20 protein-coding genes are annotated in these 18,632 nt (G+C 73.5%); 14 read left to right on the top strand and 6 right to left on the bottom strand.

Annotation, left to right across the window (positions count from 1 at the left end; translation table 11 throughout):
- The first annotated feature begins 38 nt into the window (after positions 1 to 38).
- The 4 genes from ABFT23_RS14595 (at position 39) to ABFT23_RS14580 (ending at position 3,787) form a co-directional block, all read left to right on the top strand.
- Complete coding sequence (locus ABFT23_RS14595) at positions 39 to 1,241, top strand: ArsA family ATPase (protein ID WP_347896396.1); 1,203 nt, start codon at positions 39 to 41, stop codon at positions 1,239 to 1,241.
- The gene (locus ABFT23_RS14590; RefSeq protein WP_347896394.1) at positions 1,238 to 1,654 is read left to right on the top strand and encodes a hypothetical protein; all 417 of its coding nucleotides are present in this window, start codon (positions 1,238 to 1,240) and stop codon (positions 1,652 to 1,654) included. The genes ABFT23_RS14595 and ABFT23_RS14590 overlap by 4 nt, the downstream gene beginning before the upstream one ends.
- The gene (locus tag ABFT23_RS14585) at positions 1,647 to 2,618 is read left to right on the top strand and encodes an ROK family glucokinase (RefSeq protein WP_347896392.1); all 972 of its coding nucleotides are present in this window, start codon (positions 1,647 to 1,649) and stop codon (positions 2,616 to 2,618) included. Before ABFT23_RS14590 ends, ABFT23_RS14585 begins: the two co-directional genes overlap by 8 nt.
- An 86-nt stretch (positions 2,619 to 2,704) precedes the next feature.
- Positions 2,705 to 3,787, top strand: a complete 1,083-nt coding sequence (locus tag ABFT23_RS14580) for an ROK family protein (protein WP_347896391.1) — start codon at positions 2,705 to 2,707, stop codon at positions 3,785 to 3,787.
- Here ABFT23_RS14580 and ABFT23_RS14575 read toward each other — a convergent pair.
- Entirely contained in the window at positions 3,735 to 4,181 is a 447-nt protein-coding gene (locus ABFT23_RS14575; protein ID WP_347896389.1) for a hypothetical protein, read from the bottom strand. The two genes, ABFT23_RS14580 and ABFT23_RS14575, sit on opposite strands and share 53 nt — an antisense overlap.
- A gap of 93 nt (positions 4,182 to 4,274) precedes the next feature.
- Positions 4,275 to 5,048, bottom strand: coding sequence for an alpha/beta hydrolase (locus tag ABFT23_RS14570; protein WP_347896387.1), 774 nt, complete (start codon positions 5,046 to 5,048; stop codon positions 4,275 to 4,277).
- A 115-nt stretch (positions 5,049 to 5,163) separates the two neighbouring features.
- On the opposite strand from ABFT23_RS14570, the gene ABFT23_RS14565 reads away from it, so the two are divergent.
- From ABFT23_RS14565 to ABFT23_RS14545, 5 genes are all read left to right on the top strand, one after another.
- Positions 5,164 to 5,901 carry a lysophospholipid acyltransferase family protein gene (locus ABFT23_RS14565; protein ID WP_457623582.1) on the top strand — a complete coding sequence of 246 codons (738 nt, stop codon included), beginning with the start codon at positions 5,164 to 5,166 and terminating at the stop codon, positions 5,899 to 5,901.
- Positions 5,898 to 7,037, top strand: a complete 1,140-nt coding sequence (gene macS, locus ABFT23_RS14560; protein WP_347897037.1) for a MacS family sensor histidine kinase — start codon at positions 5,898 to 5,900, stop codon at positions 7,035 to 7,037. Before ABFT23_RS14565 ends, macS begins: the two co-directional genes overlap by 4 nt.
- Entirely contained in the window at positions 7,034 to 7,555 is a 522-nt protein-coding gene (locus ABFT23_RS14555) for a flavin reductase family protein (protein ID WP_347896383.1), read from the top strand. The genes macS and ABFT23_RS14555 overlap by 4 nt, the downstream gene beginning before the upstream one ends.
- Positions 7,556 to 7,584: 29 nt before the next feature.
- Complete coding sequence (locus tag ABFT23_RS14550) at positions 7,585 to 8,223, top strand: response regulator transcription factor (RefSeq protein WP_347897035.1); 639 nt, start codon at positions 7,585 to 7,587, stop codon at positions 8,221 to 8,223.
- Between the two features lie 334 nt (positions 8,224 to 8,557).
- Entirely contained in the window at positions 8,558 to 9,442 is an 885-nt protein-coding gene (locus ABFT23_RS14545; protein WP_347896381.1) for a hypothetical protein, read from the top strand.
- A 36-nt stretch (positions 9,443 to 9,478) separates the two neighbouring features.
- On the opposite strand, the gene ABFT23_RS14540 is transcribed toward ABFT23_RS14545, so the two are convergent.
- Both ABFT23_RS14540 and ABFT23_RS14535 read right to left on the bottom strand, forming a co-directional pair.
- A complete protein-coding gene (locus ABFT23_RS14540; protein WP_347896379.1) occupies positions 9,479 to 9,844 on the bottom strand; it encodes a hypothetical protein in 366 nt (121 codons plus the stop codon).
- Between the two features lie 89 nt (positions 9,845 to 9,933).
- Positions 9,934 to 10,758, bottom strand: coding sequence for a DUF1028 domain-containing protein (locus ABFT23_RS14535; protein WP_347896377.1), 825 nt, complete (start codon positions 10,756 to 10,758; stop codon positions 9,934 to 9,936).
- A gap of 43 nt (positions 10,759 to 10,801) precedes the next feature.
- On the opposite strand from ABFT23_RS14535, the gene ABFT23_RS14530 reads away from it, so the two are divergent.
- Both ABFT23_RS14530 and ABFT23_RS14525 read left to right on the top strand, forming a co-directional pair.
- Positions 10,802 to 11,458, top strand: coding sequence for a hypothetical protein (locus ABFT23_RS14530; protein WP_347896375.1), 657 nt, complete (start codon positions 10,802 to 10,804; stop codon positions 11,456 to 11,458).
- A 47-nt stretch (positions 11,459 to 11,505) separates the two neighbouring features.
- Entirely contained in the window at positions 11,506 to 12,534 is a 1,029-nt protein-coding gene (locus ABFT23_RS14525) for a 6-phosphofructokinase (RefSeq protein WP_347896373.1), read from the top strand.
- Here the strand turns inward: ABFT23_RS14525 and ABFT23_RS14520 are convergent.
- Together ABFT23_RS14520 and ABFT23_RS14515 are read right to left on the bottom strand one after the other, a co-directional pair.
- Positions 12,531 to 14,012, bottom strand: coding sequence for an MFS transporter (locus ABFT23_RS14520; RefSeq protein WP_347896372.1), 1,482 nt, complete (start codon positions 14,010 to 14,012; stop codon positions 12,531 to 12,533). The genes ABFT23_RS14525 and ABFT23_RS14520 overlap by 4 nt on opposite strands.
- On the bottom strand, positions 14,009 to 14,566 hold the full coding sequence (locus ABFT23_RS14515) for a TetR/AcrR family transcriptional regulator (RefSeq protein WP_347896370.1): 558 nt from the start codon (positions 14,564 to 14,566) through the stop codon (positions 14,009 to 14,011). Before ABFT23_RS14515 ends, ABFT23_RS14520 begins: the two co-directional genes overlap by 4 nt.
- 144 nt (positions 14,567 to 14,710) lie before the next feature.
- Between ABFT23_RS14515 and ABFT23_RS14510 the strand changes: the two genes are divergently transcribed.
- From ABFT23_RS14510 to ABFT23_RS14500, 3 genes are read left to right on the top strand one after another with little or no spacing between them, the layout of a single operon-like run.
- Entirely contained in the window at positions 14,711 to 16,156 is a 1,446-nt protein-coding gene (locus ABFT23_RS14510; protein WP_347896368.1) for an APC family permease, read from the top strand.
- A gap of 30 nt (positions 16,157 to 16,186) precedes the next feature.
- Positions 16,187 to 17,545 (top strand): class II 3-deoxy-7-phosphoheptulonate synthase, encoded by a 1,359-nt coding sequence (locus tag ABFT23_RS14505; RefSeq protein WP_347896366.1) that lies wholly within the window; start codon positions 16,187 to 16,189, stop codon positions 17,543 to 17,545.
- Positions 17,546 to 17,572: 27 nt separating this feature from the next.
- Entirely contained in the window at positions 17,573 to 18,580 is a 1,008-nt protein-coding gene (locus ABFT23_RS14500) for a threonine aldolase family protein (RefSeq protein WP_347896364.1), read from the top strand.
- Positions 18,581 to 18,632 lie beyond the last annotated feature (52 nt).

Below are 18,632 nucleotides of genomic sequence, written 5' to 3'. Positions count from 1 at the left end.
CGGCGTCCGCCGTCCCTAGTCTGGTCCCCGGCTGACCCGTGCGCATCGTCCTGTTCACCGGCAAGGGTGGCGTCGGCAAGTCCACCGTCGCCGCCGGCACCGCCGCGCTCGCCGCGCGCGCCGGGCACCGCACGCTCGTGCTGTCCACCGACGCCGCCCACTCGCTCGGCGACGCGTTCGGGGCCGATGTGGGCGCCGAGCCCACCGAGGTGGCCGAGCGGCTGTTCGTGCAGCAGGTAGACGCCCAGCTGCGCTTCGAGCAGTCGTGGGCCGACGTCCAGGGCTACTTGCTCTCGGTGCTCGACGTCGCCGGCGTCGACCCGGTCGCGGCCGAGGAGCTGACCGTGATCCCCGGCGCCGAGGAGGTGCTCGCGCTGCTCGAGCTGCGCCTGCACGCCCTCTCCGACGAGTGGGACGTCATCGTCGTCGACTGCGCCCCCACCGCCGAGACGCTGCGGCTGCTGGCCCTGCCCGAGGCGCTCGGCTGGTACATGCAGCGCGTCTTCCCCACCCAGCAACGGGTGATGAAGGCGCTGCGACCGGCGCTGTCGCGCGCCGTCGGCGTGCCCATGCCGAACGGCACCGTGTTCGAGGCGATCGAGCGCCTGCACGGCGAGCTCGGCGAGGTGCACGCCCTGCTCGCCGGCCCGTCGGCGAGCGTGCGCATCGTGATGACGCCCGAGCAGGTCGTGCTCGCCGAGGCCCGCCGCAGCTACACCAGCCTGTCGCTGTTCGGCTACCGCGTCGACGGCGTCGTCGCCAACCGCATCTTCCCCGCCGACGGCGCCGACGACTGGCGCGCCCGCTGGGTCGTGGCCCAGGACGCCGTGCTCGCCGAGGTCGACGAGTCGTTCGCCGGCCTGCCGATCTGGCGCTCGGAGTACCGCGCCGTCGAGCCCGTCGGCGTCGGCGCGCTCGCCGCGCTCGCCGACGACCTGTACGGCGACGACGACCCCCTCGTGACGCCCGTCGGCGACGGCCCGTTCCGGGTCACCCGCACCAGCGAGGGCGCCGTGCTGCACCTCGCACTGCCGTTCGTCACCCGTACCGAGGTCGGGCTGGCGCGCCACCACGACGAGCTCGTCGTCAGCGTCGGCTCCTACCGGCGCCTGCTCACGCTGCCCGCCGGGCTGGCCCGGCTGCGCGTCGACCGGGCCCGGGTCGTCGACGGCGAGCTGCGCGTGCGCTTCCGCGAGCCGGACGCCGAGCCGGCCGCGGCGACACCAGGAGGGACGAGATGAGCGACGAGACCCCTGACGACCACCCTGACGACCACCCCGACGTGGGCAGCGTCGGCGAGGAGGCCGCCAAGCTGCTCGGCGCGCTCTCGGAGTGGGCCCGCGACTCCGACGCCGGCGCCGGCCTCGGCGCCACCGTCGCCGGGCTCGCCGGCCAGGCCGCGGACGCCGTCCACCAGGCCGGGGAGCACATCGCCACCGGCGCGCCCGAGTGCACCTTCTGCCCGGTGTGCCGCACCGTGCACGTCGTCCGCACCGCCAGCCCGGAGGTCAAGGCCCAGCTGGCCACCGCGGCCTCGTCGTTCCTCCAGGCCGTCGCCGGCCTGCTGCAGACCCTGCCGCCGACCGGCGGCGCCACCCCCGCGCCCGGCTCCGGCCTCGAGCGCATCGACCTCGACGGAGACGACGATGAGTGACCCGACCCCTGCCCAGCCCGTCCCGCCCGGCGGGCTGACCTGCGGCATCGACGTCGGCGGCACGAAGATCGCCGGCGCCGTCGTCGACGTCGACGGCACCGTCGTCGACGAGCACCGTGTCGTCTCGCCGGCCAACGACGCCGACGCCGTCGAGGACGCGATCGCCCAGCTGGTCAAGGAGCTCGCCGCCCGTCACGACCTCACCGCCGTCGGCATCGGCGCCGCCGGCTACGTCGACGCCGGACGCCGCACGGTGATGTTCGCGCCCAACATCGCCTGGCGCGACGAGGACCTCGCCTCCGAGATCGAGGCGCGCGTCGCGCTGCCGGTCGTGGTCGAGAACGACGCCAACGCCGCCGCGTGGGGCGAGTTCACCTTCGGCGCGGCCTCCGACGTCGACGACATGCTCATGGTCACCGTCGGCACCGGCGTCGGCGGCGGCATCGTGAGCGGCGGGCGACTGTTCCGGGGGGCGTTCGGCACCGCGGCCGAGATCGGGCACCTGCGCGTGGTGCGGGGTGGCCGGCAGTGCGGCTGCGGCAACCTCGGCTGCCTCGAGCAGTACGCGAGCGGGTCGGCCCTGGTCAAGGAGACCCGGGCGCTGGCGCACGAGCCGGCCGCGGCCGCGCTGCTCGAGCGCGCCGGCGGCGACCCGGCTGCCATCGACGGACCGATGATCACCCACGCCGCAGCCGAGGGCGACGCGTTCGCGATCGCCCAGGTCGCCGAGCTCGGCCGCTGGCTCGGCGAGGCGATCGCCTCGCTCGTCGAGGTGCTCGACCCCGGGGCCATCGTCATCGGCGGCGGGGTCAGCGAGTCCGGCGACCTCCTGCTCGAGCCGGTCCGCGAGGCGTTCCTGTCGCAGCTGACCGGCCGGGGCCACCGCCCCGTCGCCGAGATCCGCACCGCCAGCCTCGGCAACCAGGCCGGCGTCATCGGCGCCGCCGACCTCGCCCGCCGCTAGCCATATCGTCGATCGAGCCGGTCGAGTCGCCAGGGCGACTCGTGGCGGCTCGACCACGGTGTGGTCGATAGGGGAGGGTTGGCGCCGTGGTGCTCTACGTCGGGGTCGACGTCGGCGGGACGAAGGTCCTGGCCGGCGAGGTGACCCGTGCCGGAACGGTGGTGCGCACGGCGCGGCGCAGCACGCCCGGACGCCGGGTCAGCGTCGAGCTCGTCGAGGACGCGCTGACCGAGGCCGTGCTCGAGGTGGCCGCCGGACGACGCATCGCCGGCGTCGGGCTCGCCGCGGCCGGGTTCGTCGACGCGGCGGGTGAGCGCGTCATGTTCGCCCCCCACCTGCCCTGGACCGGCGACGCCGTCCGCGAGCGGCTGAGCCGGCGGTGGGCCGCACCGGTCGCGCTCGACAACGACGCCAACTGCGCCGCCGTCGCCGAGACCGCCTACGGCGCGGCGCGCGGGGCGACGTCCGCGCTCGTGATCACCCTCGGCACCGGCATCGGCGGCGCCTACGTGCTCGCCGGCGAGGTGGTGCGGGGTGCGCAGGGCATGGCCGGGGAGTTCGGCCACATGCGCGTCGTCCCCGACGGCCGCTCGTGCGAGTGCGGCATGACCGGGTGCTGGGAGCAGTACTGCTCCGGCAACGCGCTCGTTCGGTTCGCCCGCGAGCGCATGGTCGAGGCGCCGACCGTGCTGACCGACATGACCGACGGACGGCCCGAGCGGCTGACCGGGCCGATGGTCACCAGCGCCGCCGAGAGCGGCGACCTCGTCGCCCGGCAGGCGTTCGCCGCGATCGGCGAGTGGCTGGGCGCCGGCGTGGCCGGGCTCGCCTCGGCGCTCGACCCGGAGGTCGTCGTCGTCGGGGGCGGCGTGTCGGCCGCCGGCGACCGGCTGCTCGACCCCGCCCGTCCCGTGCTCGAGCGTGCGGTCGTCGGCGCCGGCCACCGGACGCCGCCCCGACTCGTCGCCGCCCGGCTCGGCCCCGAGGCCGGCATCGTCGGCGCCGCGCTGCTCGCCCGCACCGCGCGCTGGTCGGGCTCGGCCCGGGCCGCGCTCGCCACGCGGGGCGTCGTCCAGACCCGGGCTGCCGTGGCCGGCGACTACCGGGCCGGAGCGATCAGAGCACCGCGCCGTCGTCGTCCGGGTCGCGCGGCTCGCGGGTCATGGTGACCACCAGGTAGATGAAGCCGCCCACGAACGCCGCCACCAACAGGTAGGCGACCAGCTGCGGCAGGCCGATGCCGAGGATCAGGCAGACGAGCAGGATCGCCGGACTGCCGAACACGCCCGCCCAGGCGGCCATGCGGTCGGGCGACGTGGTCGGAAGCGGTGGCGGCGGCGGTGGCACGAACCGGTCGTCGTCCCAGTCGGAGTCGGGGTAGGCGTCGTCCCAGCTCGGACCGCCGAGCTCGCGCGGCACCTCGGGCTCGTCACGACGCTCGACGCGCTCGACCACGGGCTCCGGATCGGGCTCGGCAGCCGGCGGGTCGTCGAGGTCGAGCTCCGGCCGGTCGCCGTAGTTGTCGACGATCGCCTGCCAGGCGTCGTCGTCGTCCTTGCCCACTGGGTCAGTCTAGGCTCGGTGCGCGAACCGCGCCCAGCCGCCGCCTTCCTCGCGCTCGGCTCGGTGCGCGAGCCGCGCCCAGCTGCCTGAGCGCTAGGCGCGACCCGCGCACCGAGCCACGAACTGCTCCGACTGCTCGAAGATCATCGGGGCGTCGTGGTCGAGGGTGGCGACGTGGAAGCTGTCGTGCAGCTCGACGCTGGTGACGTCGTCGGAGCCCAGCCCGGCGAGGATGATCCGTCGGCTGGAGTCGTCGACGACGTGGTCGTCGTCGGAGCGGAACAGCAGCACGGGGCAGGTGATGCGACCGAGGTCGGCGACCAGGCCCGGCCAGGCCTGCATGAACGAGTGGATCGCCCGCAGCGGCGTGCGCGTGTAGCCGTGCTCGCTCGCGCCGGGCTTCTTGATGTCGTCGGCGATGCCGGGGAACGACGGCACGACGTGCTTGAGCACCGGCAGCAGCCTCACGTCGAGCCGGCGGGTCGAGACCGCGGGGTTGACCAGCATCAGTCCGGCCACCCGGTCGGGGTGGTCCTCGGCGAGGCGCAGCGCGAGCGCGCCACCCATCGACAGCCCGCCGACGACCACGGCGTCGTGGTCGAGGCAGAGGCGGTCGAAGGTACGGGCGACCTCGCCGTACCAGTCGTCCCAGCGGTGGGTGTTGAGGTCCTGCCACGTCGTGCCGTGACCGGGCAGGCGGGGGACCGCGACGCCGTGGCCGAGGGCGCCGAGGTGCTCGGCCCACGGTCGGATCGAGAGCGGCGAGCCGGTGAAGCCGTGGCTCAGCAGGACGCCGACGCGGCGGCCGCCGGTGAGGTCGGGGCGGGCCTCGATCGTGAGGGGCTCGTGGTTCGGCTCGGTGGTCACGCGCCGATCATGGCGCACGACGGTCCACGGGGTCTCGAGGCTCGCTCCGCTCGCACCTCGACCGCCGTGACGGTGGTCTAGAGTCTCCCCGTCCGCGCCGTTCGAAGGGGTCGTGTTGTTCTACTGGTTCCTCAAGCTCGTGGCTCTCGGTCCGCTGCTGCGGGTGATCTTCCGGCCGCAGACCGACGGCGTCGACCACGTGCCCGACGAGGGCCCGGCCATCCTCGCGTGCAACCACCTCTCCTACGCCGACTGGCTGTTCATGCCGCTCACGCTGCCGCGGCGCGTCACGTTCGTCGCCAAGGCCGAGTACTTCACGACGCCCGGCATCAAGGGCTGGCTGCAGAAGCAGTTCTTCTCCGGGGCCGGCCAGGTGCCGATCGACCGTTCCGGCGCCGACGCCGCCGCGGGCGCGCTGATGTCGGCCAAGAAGGTGCTCGGCGAGGGCAGCCTGTTCGGCATCTACCCCGAGGGCACGCGCTCCCACGACGGCCGCCTCTACCGCGGCAAGACCGGCGTCGCTCGGCTCGCGCTCGAGACCGGCGTCCCGGTCATCCCGTGCGCGGTGATCGGCACCGACGTCGTCGCGCCCCCGGGCAAGACGTTCGGCTCGTTCACCCGCCCCGTCGTGAAGTTCGGCAAGCCGCTCGACTTCTCCCGCTACGAGGGCATGGAGAACGACCGCTACATCCTGCGCTCGATCACCGACGAGATCATGTACGAGATCATGCGCCTCTCCGGCCAGGAGTACGTCGACAAGTACGCCGTGCAGGCCAAGGAGGAGTCGAAGAAGGCCGAGGCCGCCGCGAAGGCGATGGCCGAGTCGGCGGCGGAGCAGAAGAAGGCGTCCTGAGCAGGAGCTACGGCGCCGTCGGCATCCGGGCGGCCGTCGCGGTCGAGGACCGGCTGTTCCGGGCCGTGGCGGTGCTGCGGCTCGTCGTCCTGGTCAACGCGGTCGGCCTCGCCCTCTACCGCGGCGTCGACAACTACGACCACCCGACGGCCGGCTACGTGCTGCTCGCGGTCATGGTGGCCTGGACGGCGTTCGCCACCTGGGCCTACGCCGATGCCGGACGCCGCGGCGTCGCGCTGGTCGCCGCCGACCTCGGCGTGACCCTCGCACTGCTCGCCCTCACCCCCGTCGTCAAGGGGCCGTGGTTCAACGCGACGGTGCCGGGGTTCTGGGTGATGGCGGCGCTGTTCGCGTGCGCCATCCGGTTCCGGGCGCCCGGCGGGTTCGTGGCCGGGGTGCTGATCGGCGGCTTCGACCTGTTCCTGCGCGACGAGCTGACCCAGACCAACTACGGCAACTTCTTCCTGCTGATGATCGGCGGCCCGATCGTCGGCTTCATGTGCGGCTCGCTGCAGCAGATGGCCGCCGAGCGCGACGTCGCCCAGCAGGCCGCGGCCACCGCCGCCGAGCGGGCGCGGCTCGCGCGCGTCGTCCACGACGGGGTGCTGCAGGTGCTCGCGCTCGTGCAGCGCCGCGGCGCCGAGCTGGGCGGCCAGGCGGCCGAGCTGGGTCGGCTCGCCGGCGAGCAGGAGGTCCGGCTGCGCACGCTGATCCGCTCGCAGGACGCGCTGCAGGACGCCGCCGCCACGGGCACCCTCGACCTCGCCGACGCCCTCGCCCGGCTGCGTCAGCGCCCCGGAGTCGACGTCGCCGTGCCGGGCGGCACGGTCGAGCTGCCCGCTGAGGCCGGCTCCGAGGTCGTCGCCGTCGTCGAGGCCTGCCTCGACAACGTGAGCCGTCACGTCGGGGAGGGCGCGCCCGCGTGGGTGCTGCTCGAGGCCTTCGGCGACCGCGTCGAGGTCTCGGTGCGCGACGAGGGCCCCGGCATCCCCGAGGGCCGCCTCGCCGAGGCGGCCGCCGTCGGACGGCTCGGCGTCTCGGAGTCGATCCAGGGCCGCATCCGCGACCTGGGCGGCACGGCGACCCTGTCGACGGGCAGCTACGGCACCGAGTGGGAGTTCTGGGTACCCCGATGACGATCCACTCCAGCCACCCCTTCCCGACCGACGACGACCCGGTGCGCCGACTGCGCGGCCGACTCGGCGGCGCCGTCACCCTCTGGACGGCGGGCGCGGGCGACGTCGCCCGCGGCTGGGCCGGTCTGACCGTGACGTCGGTGCTGCTCGCCCACGGCGAGCCCGCTCGCCTGCTCGCCCTCCTCGACCCCGACTCCGACCTCGCCGAGACCCTGCTCGAGAGCGGGCGCGGCACCGTGCACCTGCTCGCGTGGGCGCACCGCGACTTGGCCGACGTCTTCGCGGGCGTGGCCCCCGCGCCGGGCGGGATGTTCAGGGCCGCTGCGTTCGAGCCGACGCCGTGGGGCCCGCGGCTGACGACCGCGTCCGCCCACACCACGGTCGAGGTCGAATCGACCACCGAGGTCGGCTGGTCGGTGCTGGTGACCTGCCCGGTGGTCGACGTCGTCGTCGGCGATGCCGACGACGCGCTCGGTCACCGGCGGGGCCGCTACGTCCGGTTAGGGTCTGGCGCGTGACCGATGCAGCCGAGGCCCAGATCCGGGTGATGGTGGTCGACGACCACCCGATGTGGCGCGACGCCGTCGAGCGCGACCTGCAGGCCAACGGCTTCGACGTCGTCGCGGTCGCCGCCGACGGCGACCAGGCCATCGCCCGGTTCCCGGCCGCGCGGCCCCAGGTGGTCGTCCTCGACCTGCAGATCCCCGGTCCCAACGGCGTCGAGGTGACCAAGCACGTCCTCCAGCACGACCCGTCGGCACGGGTGCTGATCCTCTCCGCCTCCGGTGAGCAGGACGACGTCCTCGAGGCCGTCAAGGCCGGCGCGACCGGCTACCTCGTCAAGTCGGCCTCGCAGGCCGAGCTGCTCGACGCCGTCCGCCGCGTCGCCCGGGGCGACTCGGTCTTCACCCCCGGGCTCGCCGGCCTCGTGCTCGGCGAGTTCCGCCGCCTCTCGGAGCCGACGGGCGACAGCGGCATCACCGGCAACCCCGAGCTGACCGAGCGCGAGACCGAGGTGCTCAAGATGGTCGCCAAGGGCATGTCCTACAAGCAGATCGCCGAGCGGCTCGTGCTCTCGCACCGCACCGTGCAGAACCACGTGCAGAACACCCTGCGCAAGCTGCAGATGCACAACCGGGTCGAGCTCACCCGGTACGCCATCGAGCGCGGCCTGGACAGTGATTGACGGCGCTGTGTTTGATGGCGCTCGCTCCGCTTCGCGCGTGGCGCGCCGCTCTTAAGAGGGCGTCTCGGCACACGCCCGGCGCACGCCCTCCGCTCCTTCGTCGCTCCGGACGCACCCCGGGAGCGCACCGAGGCGCCCTCGCGGCGCGCCGGTGCCGTCGCGGCGTCCGGGATAGTCCCTGACGTAAATCAGGGATCTCGACAACAAGCCTCTGATTTGCGTCAGGGACTACCCCAGCGGTCCGCGCACCGCGACGCCCTTGCGGCGCTCCGGCTGATGGCTTGCCGCCCCGGCCTCGGACCGGGCGGGTCGACGCTGGTCTAGGTTCGTCGTCGTGAGCGAGACGCTGCTCGACATCGCCGACGAGCTCTACGCCCTTCCGCTGGGCGACTTCACGCCGGCCCGCGACGCGAGGGCCAAGGCGCTCAAGGGCACCGACCTCGCCGGCCCGGTCAAGACCCTGAAGAAGCCGTCGCTGGCCGCCTGGGTGGTCAACCTGTTCGTGCGCCGCGACGCGGCCCAGGTCGAGCAGGTGCTCGCCGTCGGCGCGGCCCTGCGCGAGGCGCAGGAGGGCATGTCGGGCGCCGAGCTGCGCGAGCTCACCAAGCAGCGTCGTCAGCTCACCGCCGCCATCACCACGCAGGCGCGGAGCCTGGCACGTGAGGAGGGCGTCAAGGTCACCGAGGCGGTTGCCGACCAGGTCGAGTCCACGCTCACGGCGGCGATGATCTCGGCCCGCTGCGGCGAGGCCGTGCGCAGCGGCCTCCTGGTCGCCAGCCTGTCGACGACCGGGGTCGACGAGGTCGACGTCGAGGCGGCCCTCGCGACGCCCGCGGCGCTCGGCTTCGCCGCCAGCCCCACCGAGGCCGAGCGGCCCGCCCCGCCCCGGCTGAGCGTCGTCCCCGACCCCGACGCCGACGACAAGGCGCGCGAGGCGGCGCAGGAGCGGCTCGACGAGGCGGAGGAGGCCGTCGCCGAGGCCAAGGCGGCCCACGACGACGCCGCCGCCGACGTCGACGAGCTGCAGGCGAGGCTGTTGCAGATCGAGGCCGAGATCGACGAGCTCAAGCGCAAGATCGCCGGGCTCGAGGACACCTACGACGAGGTCGACGACGAGCTCGGCGACGCCGAGACCGTGCGCGACGAGGCCAAGGCGGCGCTCGACGAGGCCGCCGGCGTCCGTGACGAGGCGAAGGCGGCACTCGAGAAGCTGGGGTAGTCGTGGACGTTCTGCACGCGTGCAGAACGTCCACGACTATCGCGGTGGGGCCAGCAAGACCGGCACGGCGAGGCCCAGGAACGTGCTCGGCTCGGTGGTCGCGACCTCGACGCCGGGCGCGACGACGTCGGGCAGCGCGTCGTCGGGCACGCCGAGCGCCGACAGGCGCGCCGGGGCCGTGGGGTCGAGGGTCACGTGGTGCACCCCGCGCGTCATGCGCGCCACGAGGTAGGCGCCCGGGTCGCCGACGGCGTACTGGCCCTCCTCGACCAGGGCCCAGGTGTGCGGCTCGTGCTCGGCCAGCCACGGCAGGACGTCGTCGGGCCGGCCGGGCCGCACGGGCCCGGGGGAGCCGAGCGTCTCGACGTCCCACAGGACGACGGCCTCGACCGACGTGACCACGACCGCGTCGGGGCGGGCCCGGTCGACCTCGGCCAGCGTCGTGCGCCACAGCTCCGCGGGCGCCTGCTCGGCGGCGCTCGGGTGCAGCGTCAGGACGCCGATGACCCGCTCCGCACGATCGCCAGCACCCGCTCGTCGATCCAGGTGAGGCCGTCGTCGACGCGCATCTCGTGGTTGGCGGTGCCCACCCAGGTGTGGAAGTCGGGCTGGCCCTGCTCGCGCGCGAACGCCTCGAGCTCGGCGCGCAGCGCGCCGTCGACGGGCACCTTCTCGTCGTCGGTGGAGGCGACCAGGTAGAGGTGGTTGAGCTCGAGCAGGCGGGCCAGCTCGGTGATCGGGGCCTCGTGGTCGTCGACGCGCAGGTCGACCTCGATGTCGTCGCCGCCGTCGTAGCCGGCGCCGTCGCGGACCACGAGCAGGGCCGCCGACTGGCGGCCGCGCTTGTCACCGCCGGACTCGTCGCCCGCGGCCAACGCGGCGAGCAGCCGCTGGGCGAACGGTGTGGCGGCACCGTCGTCCCACGCCCGGCGCATGGACTCGACCACCTCGGGCCCGGCCAGGCAGTTGCCCTGGACGGCGAAGCCGGACCCGGTCGCGCCGCCGGCCCAGTCGATGCACGCCGAGCCGGTGTGGGTGGCCGCGCCGCCGTCGACGTCGACGATGCCGACCTGGCGGTGGTCGCGCCCGTCGTCCTCCTCAAGGAGCCGCTGGAGGGCGATCTCGGCGGTGGCGCCGTCGTCGAGGTGCGACAGCGCCAGGCCCTTGTAGGCGACGTTGGCGTGGGCCTGCGTGGCGAGCGCGCCCACCTGCGCGACGGCGGCCGGCACGACCGACCCGACGGCCAGGAACTTCGAGGCCACCGCGACCCCCCAGGCCTCACCGTCGTCGGAGCGGGCCACGATCGAGAACGTCATGGGCCGAGAGTAGGGGCTTCCCCCGACCCGGCAGGCTGTACCCATGCTCAACGACATCGCGCTGCCGACGCGGCTGCTGGTGGCCGGCTTCGGTGCGGCGATCGGCATCATCCTGGGCGGCGTGCTGGTCGAGGCCTCCTCCGGCGCGGCCCTGGCGATGCTCGTGATCGGCCTCGGCGTCGAGGTCGCCGTGCTGGTCGCGTTCCCCGTCGTGCTGCGGCGCGGCGAGCAGCAGTTCAACGAGGTCGTGGTGGCCGCGACGCACGACATCGCGAGCGGAGCCGTCACGCCGGTGCCGGCGCTCGGCCGGGTCGTGCGCCGGCGCGCCGTCCGGCTGCCGTGGTGGCTGCCGGGCCGCGGCGGCGGCGACGACGAGCCGATGATGACCGTGCTCACCGCCGTCGGCGACGGCGAGCCGCGCCGCGTCGCGGCCGTCGTGCCCGCCGACCTCGGCCTGGAGGGCCGCGACGTCCCGGCGCTGCTGATGGTGCACCCCCAGCACCGCGACGTCGCCGTCGTCGACGACCGGGTCACCCCCGACCTGCTGGCCGAGGTCGACGGCGACCCTCGCTGGACGACGGAGGCGCTGCCCACCGACCGGTCCGTCGTCGGCGGCTACTTGCCGCTGCTCGCCGCGGCCCTGGTGGGTGCGGCGCTCGGCGCCGCGTTCTCGGCCCTGGTGGTGACACTCGCCACCTGATCCGTGGTTAGGTTGTCCCCGGACTTGGATCGATCAAAGGAGACACGATGCGCGTCGGCGTTCTGACCGGTGGGGGCGACTGCCCGGGACTCAACGCGGTGATCCGCGCCGTCGTCCGCAAGGGCGTGCAGGAGCACGGCTTCGAGTTCGTCGGCTTCCGCGACGGCTGGAAGGGCCCGCTCGAGGGCCTGACGATGCCCCTCGGCGTCGAGCAGTGCCGCGGCATCCTGCCGCGCGGCGGCACCATCCTCGGCTCGTCGCGCACCAACCCGTTCAAGATCGAGGGCGGCGTCGAGCAGATCAAGGACAACCTGGCCGCGGCCGGCGTCGACGCGCTCGTGGCCATCGGCGGCGAGGACACCCTCGGCGTCGCGACCAAGCTCTCCGAGCTCGACGTCAAGGTCGTCGGCGTGCCCAAGACGATCGACAACGACCTCTCCGGCACCGACTTCACCTTCGGCTTCGACACCGCGGTCAACATCGCCACCGAGGCCATCGACCGGCTGCACACCACCGCCGAGTCGCACCACCGCGTGCTCGTCGTCGAGGTCATGGGCCGCCACGCGGGCTGGATCGCGCTGCACTCCGGCATCGCCGGCGGCGCCTCCGCCGTGCTGATCCCCGAGCAGCCGTTCGACATCGAGAAGCTCTGCGACTACGTCGAGACCCGCTTCGAGTCGACCTACGCCCCGATCATCGTCGTCTCCGAGGGCGCCGTCCCCGTCGAGGGCGGGGAGATGACCCTGGTGTCGGGGGAGAAGGACGCCTTCGGCCACGTGCGCCTCGGCGGCATCGGCGACCGCATCGCCTCCGAGATCGAGCACCGCACCGGCAAGGAGGCCCGCGCCGTCGTGCTCGGGCACGTGCAGCGCGGCGGCACCCCCACGGCGTTCGACCGCTGGCTCGCCACCCGTTTCGGCCTGCAGGCCATCGACGCCGTCGCCGACGGCGACTTCGGCACCATGATGGCGCTGCGCGGCACCCGCATCGACCGGGTCCCGCTCGCCGAGGGCACCGCCGAGCTCAAGCTGGTCAGCCCGGCCGAGTACGCCGAGGCGCAGGTGTTCTTCGGCTAGTGCTGCAGGTCGGCCAGGTCGAGGTCGCGCGGGATCCAGCGCCACACGACGACGGCCGCGAGCAGGGCGAGCACGGCGCCCACCAGGCCGACGACCGCGAACGCGTCGGTGAACGCGGTGGTGGCGGCCGAGGCGACCGGTGTGCCGATCGCGCCGGCGACGGACTCGACGGCATCACCGGACGCGGTGTCCGGTAGACCTGCGCGGTAGACGACGCCGGCGATGCTGCCGAGCACGGCGACGCCGAGCACCCCGCCGACCTCGTACGACATCTCCTCCAGCGCGGCGGCCGAGCCGGCCTGGTGCGACGGGGCGCGACCCATGATGAGCGCCGAGCCGACGCCGAGGGCCGCCGTGCCGAGGCCGACGAGCAGGAACGCGACCGCCAGGCCCGCGTAGTGGATGGGCCGGGGGAGCAGCGCGACCGCGGCGAGGCCGGCCGAGGTCGCGACGAGCCCGGCGACGAGCACGGTGCGGACGCCGATCCGGTCGGCGACCGTCGGGGCGAAGGGTGACCCCACGAGGCCGCCGAGCGCCAAGGGGAGCAGCGCGGCGCCGGCCAGGAGCGGTCCCCAGCCCTGCACGAGCTGCAGCCACTGCGAGGCGATGAACAGCAGTGCCATCATCACGGTGCTGCTGGCCAGCGCGGTCAACACGCCGGCCCGGAAGACCCGGTCGGCGAACAGCGTCACGGCGAGCATCGGCTCGTCGTCGCGCAGGCAGCGACGCAAGAACGCCGCCACGAGCACGATGCCGAGCAGGAGGAGCGCGACGGTGGGCAGGTCGGCGCCGTGCTTGCCGAGGTGCTTGACGGCGTACACGGTGGCGACCATGCCGCCGACCGACAAAACGACGCCCGTCGGGTCGATGCGCCCGGGCCGGTCGGAGCGGCTCTCGGGCAGGAAGCGCAGACCCGCGACGACCGCCACGACCATGAGCGGCACGTTCACCAGGAACGCGGCGTGCCAGCTGAACACCTCGAGCAGCGCGCCGCCGACGATCGGGCCGAGCGCGGCACCGACCGAGGCCATGGCCGCCCAGACGCCGAGCGCGAACGCGCGCTCGCGGGGGTCGGGGAACAGCACGCGGATCAGCGAGAGGGTGGCCGGCATGATCATCGCGCCGCCGACGCCGAGCAGCACGCGGACGGCGATCACGGCGCCGGGGCTGGCGGCCACGAGCACGAGCAGCGACGCGACGCCGAAGATGGTGAAGCCCGTGAGCAGCATGCGCCGGCGTCCCCACCGGTCGGCCAGCGCGGAGACCGGCACCAGCAGGCCGGCGAGCACGAGGGCGTAGGCGTCGACGATCCACAGCTGGGCCACCGCCGAGGGCTTGAGGTCGGCGGTGAGGTCGGGCAGCGCGACGTTGAGGATCGTCATGTCCATGACGACGACGAGCAGGCTCGCGGCGAGGACGGCGAGCCCGGCCCAACGCCGACGGTCGGTCGGGACGGTGACGGGGGTGGTGGTCGTCATGACGAGGCTCCCTTCAAGAACGTGGAGAGGACGAGGGCGTCGAGGTCGCGGCGGGCGACGTCGCCCTCGCGGACGGCCTCACGGGCCGCGACGAGCAGCCCGTAGACGGCGTGCGTGAGCCAGCGCGACGACACGTCGTCGCGCAGCACGCCGGCCGCCTGGGCCGCCGAGAGCAGCTCGACCTCGCGCTCGGCGAGGCGGTCGGAGCGGGTCATCAGGTCGGGGGCCGAGGTGAGGTAGGAGTCGGTGAGCGCGAAGCCGAAGTCGTCGGAGTCGGCGAGGTAGCGCGCGAACAGGTCGGTGAGGCACGCGCGGATGCGTCCGGCGTCGCCCGAGGCGGCGACGCCCCGCGCGTCGGCGGCGTCGAGGCTCTGCTCCCAGCGGTCGAGCGAGCGGGTGCCGAGCTCGTGGAGGAGGTCGTCGCGACTGGCGAAGTGGCGGTGCAGCGTGGCCCGCCCGACGCCGGCCGCGGCCGCCAGCACGGCCATCGACGCGCGGGGGTCGATGTTCAGGTGTCGCTGAGCGGCGGCGAGGATCTCGTCGCGGGTGGCCATGGGCGGGGCTGCTCTCTCTTCGAGGACGGTCACGGAATGAGACGACAATGTCTCACGTGAGACATGAATGTCTCAACTCGCGGAAACATTCCGGAACGACGCCAGGTGCAGACAAGCGAGCCCCGCGAGGTGTTGGGTAGAGGCATGACGACCGATCTCGGCAAGCCGGAGTCCGACGAGCCCGAGCTCAAGCGGGTCATGGGGCCGAAGCTGCTCCTGCTCTTCATCATCGGCGACATCATCGGTGCCGGCATCTTCGCGATCACGGGCGACGTCGCGGCCCAGGTCGGCGGCGTCGCCTGGATGCCGTTCCTCGTCGCCTTCGCGGTCGCCGCGCTGACGGCGATGTCCTACCTCGAGCTGGTCAGCAAGCACGCCCAGGCGGCAGGCGCGGCCTTGTTCGTGCACAAGGCGTTCGGCGTGCACTTCGTGACGTTCATCGTGGCCTTCGCCGTGGTCTGCTCGGGCATCACCAGCGCCTCGACGTCGTCGGGCCTCGTGGCGGAGAACCTGCTCATCGGCATCCAGGAGTTCGTCGACGGGATGCCGACCGGACGCACCGCGACGCTGGTCACGGCGCTGGTGTTCATCGGCCTCCTCGCGCTCGTCAACCTGCGCGGCGTGGGCGAGAGCGTGAAGTTCAACGTGGTGCTGACGCTCGTGGTGATCGTGGCCCTGGTCGTGATCATCGGCATCGGGGCCTGGGCGATGGTCAACGGCGACGGCGACCCCGGTCGCATCGTCGTGTTCGAGTCGTCCACCGACCGGTCGCTGTTCGCGGCGGTGACCATCGGCACCACGATCGCGTTCTTCGCGATGGTCGGCTTCGAGGACTCCATCAACATGGTCGAGGAGGTCCGCGAGCCCGACAAGATCTTCCCCAAGGTCATGCTGATGGCCCTCGGGTTCTGCGCGCTGCTCTACGTGCTGGTCGCGATCTCCGTCGTCGTGGTGATCCCGCCGGGCGACGTGCTCGAGCCGGTCAACCCCGACGCCGGCATCCTGCTCGACGTCGTCCGGGTGGGCGCCCCCGGCTTGCCGATCGACGACATCTTCCCGTTCCTCACCGTGTTCGCCGTGGCCAACACCGCCCTCATCAACATGCTCATGGCCAGCCGGCTGCTCTACGGCATGGCCAAGCAGGACGTGCTGCCGCGCCCGCTGGCCAAGGTCCTGCCCGGACGCCGCTCGCCGTACGTCGCGATCATCTTCACCACCCTCATGGCCTTCGGCCTCATCACCTACGTGCGCAGCGACCCCGAGAGCGATGTGGTCGGATCTCTGGCCGGCACCACCGGCCTGCTCCTCCTCGGCGTCTTCACCGTCGTGCACGTCTCGTGCCTGGTGCTGCGCCGCAAGGGCGAGCCCGGTTCCTTCTCCGCGCCCACCTGGACCCCATGGCTCGGTGCGCTGGCGTGCGCCTACCTGGTGGGCCCCTGGGCGCGCGAGCGGGAGGACTGGATCCAGTACCGCATCGGCGGGACGCTCCTGGCGATCGGGATCGTCCTGTGGGCCGTGACCTGGTTGGTCAACCGCGGGGCGCGCGGTCAGAAGACTGGGTTCCGCGACGTCGACGACCTCGGGGAGTAGCGCCGCCGCCGACAGCCGTAGTCTTGACGGGTGGCTGTACCTGACCTCTCGGCGCTGCACGCGCTCCACCCGGCCCAGCAGCCGTCGTACCCCGACCGCGCCGCCGTCGACCGCACGGTCGAGCAGCTGCGGGTCGCGCGCCCGCTCGTGCTCGCCCACGAGTGCGACGAGCTGACCGACAAGCTCGCCGCGGTCGCCCGCGGCGAGGCCTTCCTCCTGCAGGGCGGCGACTGCGCCGAGACCTTCGCCGGCGTCACCGCCGACAACACCCGCAACAAGCTGCGGGTGCTGCTGCAGATGGCCGTCGTGCTCACCTACGCGGCGTCCGTGCCGGTGGTCAAGCTCGGCCGGCTCGCCGGGCAGTACGCCAAGCCGCGCTCGTCCGACAACGAGACCCGCCTCGTCGGCGGTGAGTCGATCACGCTGCCGGCCTACCGCGGCGACGCCGTCAACGGCTACGACTTCACGCCCGAGTCGCGCGTGCCCGACCCCGCCCGCCTGCTCGAGGTGCACCGCACGTCGGCCGCCACGCTGAGCATGATCCGGGCCTTCATCGCCGGCGGCTACGCCGACCTGCGCAAGGTGCACACCTGGAACACCTCGTTCGTCGCCGACTCCGTCGCCGGCCAGCGCTACGACCAGCTCGCCCACGAGATCGACCGGGCGATGGCGTTCATGGCCGCCATCGGCGCCGACCCCGACGAGTTCCACCGCGTCGACTTCCACATCTCCCACGAGGCCCTCGTGCTCGAGTACGAGCACGCGATGACCCGCACCGACTCCGGCACCGGGCGCGACTACGACCTGTCCGGCCACTTCGTGTGGATCGGCGAGCGCACCCGGCAGCTCGACGGGGCCCACGTCGAGCTGCTGCGCCACGTGCGCAACCCCATCGGCGTCAAGCTCGGCCCGACCACCTCGCCCGACGACGCGATCGCCCTGGCCGCCGCGCTCAACCCCGACAACACCCCGGGCCGGCTCACCTTCATCACCCGCTTCGGGGCCGGCAAGATCCGCGACGGCCTGCCGGCGCTCGTCGAGAAGGTCACCAGCGAGGGGCTCCAGGTCGCCTGGGTCTGCGACCCGATGCACGGCAACACGTTCGAGGCGTCGTCGGGCTACAAGACCCGGGCCTTCGACGACGTGATCGAGGAGGTGCAGGGCTTCTTCGACGTCCACCACGAGCTCGGCACCTGGCCCGGCGGCGTGCATGTCGAGCTCACCGGCGACGACGTCACCGAGTGCGTCGGCGGCGGCGAGGAGCTCGACGAGGCCGCCCTCGCCACCCGCTACGAGTCGGTGTGCGACCCGCGGCTCAACCGCGTCCAGTCGCTCGAGCTCGCCTTCCTCGTCGCCGAGATGCTCCGCGCGCGCGACGTCACCAGCTGAGCCGTCCGACCGAAGCGGAGTGAGTCGATGATCGACCTGCGCAGCGACACCCTCACCCAGCCCACCGAGGCGATGCGGACGGCGATGGCCCGCGCCGACGTCGGCGACGACGTCTACGGCGAGGACCCGACCGTGGCGGCGCTCGAGGAGCGGGTCGCGGGCCTGCTCGGTCACGAGGCCGCCCTGTTCATGCCGACCGGGTCGATGAGCAACGTGCTCGCCGTCCGCGCGCTGGTGCAGCCGGGGCAGGAGGTGCTGTGCGAGTCGTCGGCGCACATCGCCCGGGCCGAGCTCGGGGCGCACGGCGCCTACAACGGCATCACGATGCGCACCTGGACCCACCGGCGCGGCCACGTCGACCTCGACGCCGTCCGCTCCCTGTACGCCCCCGACATGGGCACCTACTTCGTGCGCACCGCCGCGATCTCGGTGGAGAACACCCACAACTTCGCCGGCGGCACCGTGCTGCCCCTCGCGCTCCTGCAGGAGCTGCGCGCGTGGACGCGTGAGGTCGGCGCCACCGTGCACCTCGACGGGGCACGCCTGTGGAACGCCCACGTCGCCACCGGCACCCCGCTGGCCGACTACGGCGTCACGGCCGACGTGCTCTCGGTCTGCCTGTCGAAGGGCCTGGGTGCACCCGTCGGCTCGCTGCTCGTCGGCAGCGCCGACACGGTGGCCGAGGCGCGCGTGTGGCGCAAGCGCATGGGCGGCGGCATGCGGCAGGTCGGCGTGCTCGCCGCCGCCGGTCTGCACGCCCTCGACCACCACGTCGAGCGCTTGGCCGACGACCACGAGCACGCCCGCCTGCTCGCCGAGGCGTGCGGCCTCGACCCGGCCGGGGTCGAGACCAACATCGTCGTCCTCGACCGCGACGACGCCGCGGCCTTCGTCGCCGCGGCCGCCGAGGCCGGCGTGCGCGTGGCGACGGTCGGGCCGCGCACGGTGCGGATGGTCACCCACCTCGGCGTCACCCGCTCCGACGCCGAGCGTGCCGCCGCCGCGCTCGCCGGGATCGTGGCCGCCGTCTCGTAACCTTTTCGCGCCCCGGTGCATCGGACCACCTGACCGCACCGCCCAGGCCGAA

This window comes from Nocardioides secundeburneus, assembly GCF_039939255.1.
Classification (GTDB): Bacteria; Actinomycetota; Actinomycetes; order Propionibacteriales; family Nocardioidaceae; genus Nocardioides.
Note: the sequence above shows the minus strand (reverse complement) of the source record. Positions and strands in the feature narration are given on the sequence as shown.